Annotated in this window: 1 protein-coding gene; it reads left to right on the top strand. The window is 64.2% G+C overall.

What is annotated here, in order from left to right; genetic code table 11:
- Window positions 1-34 precede the first annotated feature (34 nt).
- Window positions 35-2,950, top strand: a 2,916-nt coding sequence (locus tag ACOQFR_RS00050) for a beta strand repeat-containing protein (RefSeq protein WP_421377380.1), incomplete at its 3' end; no start/stop codon positions are given.

Here is a 2,950-nt window from a genome sequence, read left to right as displayed (position 1 = left end):
CACCCTGGTCCCGGTCACGAATGGTCCGCTTACCGTGAACGCTGATGGCTCGGTGGACGTCGCGCCGAATACCCCGGCTGGCACGTACACCGTCGACTACGAGATTTGCGAGGTCCTGAACCCGGCCAACTGCGACACCGCTACGGTCACCGTGACGGTCGAAGCAGCGACCATCGACGCGGTCAACGACAGCGCCGGTCCGATCAATGGCGCCACCGGCGGCACGAACGTCGTCAACGTCCTGGCCAATGACCAGCTCAATGGCGCGCCGCTGAATCCGGCTGCCATCACCCTGGTTCCGGTGACGAATGGTCCGCTGACCGTGAACGCTGATGGCTCGGTGGACGTCGCGCCGAATACTCCGGCGGGTACCTACACCGTCGACTACGAAATCTGCGAAGTCCTGAATCCCGCCAACTGCGACACGGCGACTGTCACGATCACGGTCGAAGAAGGCGTCATTGACGCCGTCAATGACACGGCGGGTCCGGTCAATGGCTTCATCGCCAACACCAATGTCGTCAACGTGCTGGGCAATGACCTGCTCAACGGCGCGCTCCTGAATCCGGCGGACATCACCCTGGCCCCGGTGACGAATGGTCCGCTGACGGTCAACGCGGACGGCAGCGTCGATGTGGCCGCCGGCACGGCTGCCGGCACCTACACGGTCAACTACGAGATCTGCGAGGTCCTGAACCCGGCCAACTGCGACACCGCCACGGTGACCGTGACGGTCGAAGCGGCGGTGCTCGATGCCGTGAACGACACGGCCGGTCCGGTGAACGGTGCGACCGGCAGTACGAACGTCGTCAACGTCTTGGCCAATGACCAACTCAATGGCGCGCCGCTGAATCCGGCTGCCATCCCCCTGGTTCCGGTGACGAATGGTCCGCTGACCGTGAACGCTGATGGCTCCGTGGACGTTGCGCCGAATACCCCGGCGGGCACGTACACCGTCGACTACGAGATTTGTGAGGTCCTGAACCCGGCCAACTGCGATACCGCCACCGTCACCGTAACGGTTGAAGAAGGCGTGATTGACGCCGTCAACGATACCGCTGGCCCGGTCAATGGGTTTGTGGCCAATGCCAATGTAGTGAACGTCTTGGGCAATGACCTGCTCAATGCCGCGGCGGTGAACGCGGCGGACATCACCTTGGTTCCGGTGACCAATGGTCCGCTGACGGTCAATGCCGACGGCTCGGTGGACGTGGCGGCCAATACTCCGGCCGGCACCTACACGGTCGACTACGAGATCTGCGAGCTCCTCAACCCGGCTAACTGCGATACGGCGACAGTGACGGTCATCGTGGAGGCAGCGATCATTGACGCTGTCAACGACAGCGCCGGTCCGATCAATGGCGCCACCGGCGGTACGAACGTCGTCAACGTCCTGGCCAATGACCAGCTCAATGGCGCGCCGGTGAATCCCGCCGCCATCACCCTGGTCCCGGTCACGAACGGTCCGCTGACGGTCAACGCCGACGGAAGCGTCGACGTCGCTGCGGGTACCACTGCGGGCACCTATACGGTCGACTACGAGATCTGCGAAGTTCTCAATCCGGCCAACTGCGACACCGCCACGGTGACCGTGACGGTCGAAGCAGCGACCATCGACGCGGTCAACGACAGCGCCGGTCCGGTCAACGGCTTCATCGCCAACACCAACGTCGTGAACGTCCTGGGCAATGACCTGCTCAATGGCGCGGCGGTGAACCCGGCTGACATCACCCTGGTCCCGGTGACGACCGGTCCGCTGACCGTCAATGGCGACGGCTCGGTAGACGTGGCGGCCGGTACCGCTGCGGGCACCTACACGGTCGACTACGAAATCTGCGAGGTTCTGAACCCGACCAACTGCGACACCGCCACGGTCACCGTGACGGTCGAAGCAGCCACCATCGACGCGGTCAACGACAGCGCCGGTCCGGTCAACGGTTTCGTGGCCAACACCAACGTCGTGAACGTCTTGGGCAATGACCTGCTCAACGGCGCGGCGGTCAATCCGGCTGACATCACTCTGGTCCCGGTCACCAATGGCCCGCTGACGGTCAATGCTGATGGCTCGGTGGACGTGGCGGCCAATACTCCCGCCGGCACTTACACGATCGACTACACGATCTGCGAGGTTCTGAACCCGGCCAACTGCGACACCGCCACGGTCACCGTGACGGTCGAAGCAGCGACCATCGACGCGGTCAACGACAGCGCCGGCCCGGTCAATGGCTTCGTGGCTAACGTGAATGTCGTGAACGTGTTCAGCAACGACACGCTCAACGGCACCGCAGTGGTCCCCGCCAACGTCTCCCTGGCGCCGGTCACCAACGGTCCGCTGACCGTGAACGCCGATGGCTCGGTGGACGTTGCGGCCGGTACCGCTGCGGGCACCTACACCGTTGACTACACGATCTGCGAAGTGCTGAACCCGGCGAACTGCGACACGGCGACCGTGACGGTCATCGTCGAAGCAGCGACCATCGATGCGGTCAACGACAGTGCCGGCCCGGTCAATGGCTTCGTGGCCAACGTGAATGTCGTGAACGTGTTCGGTAACGACACGCTCAACGGCGCCGCAGTGGTCCCGGCCAACGTCACCTTGGCGCCGGTCACGAACGGTCCGCTGACCGTCAACGCCGACGGCAGCGTCGATGTGGCGGCCGGCACGGCTGCTGGCACCTACACGGTCGACTACGAGATCTGCGAAGTCCTGAACCCGGCCAACTGCGACACCGCCACGGTGACCGTGACGGTCGAAGCAGCGACCATCGACGCGGTCAACGACAGCGCCGGTCCGATCAATGGCGCCACCGGCGGTACGAACGTCGTCAACGTCCTGGCCAATGACCAGCTCAATGGCGCGCCCGTGAACCCGGCCGCCATCAACTTGGTCCCGGTGACGAACGGTCCGCTGACGGTCAACGCCGACGGAAGCGTTGACGTCGCGCCGAAT

Origin of the sequence: Arenimonas sp. MALMAid1274 (assembly GCF_049195245.1) — a bacterium.
Lineage (GTDB): Bacteria > Pseudomonadota > Gammaproteobacteria > Xanthomonadales > Xanthomonadaceae > Arenimonas.
Note: the sequence above shows the minus strand (reverse complement) of the source record. Positions and strands in the feature narration are given on the sequence as shown.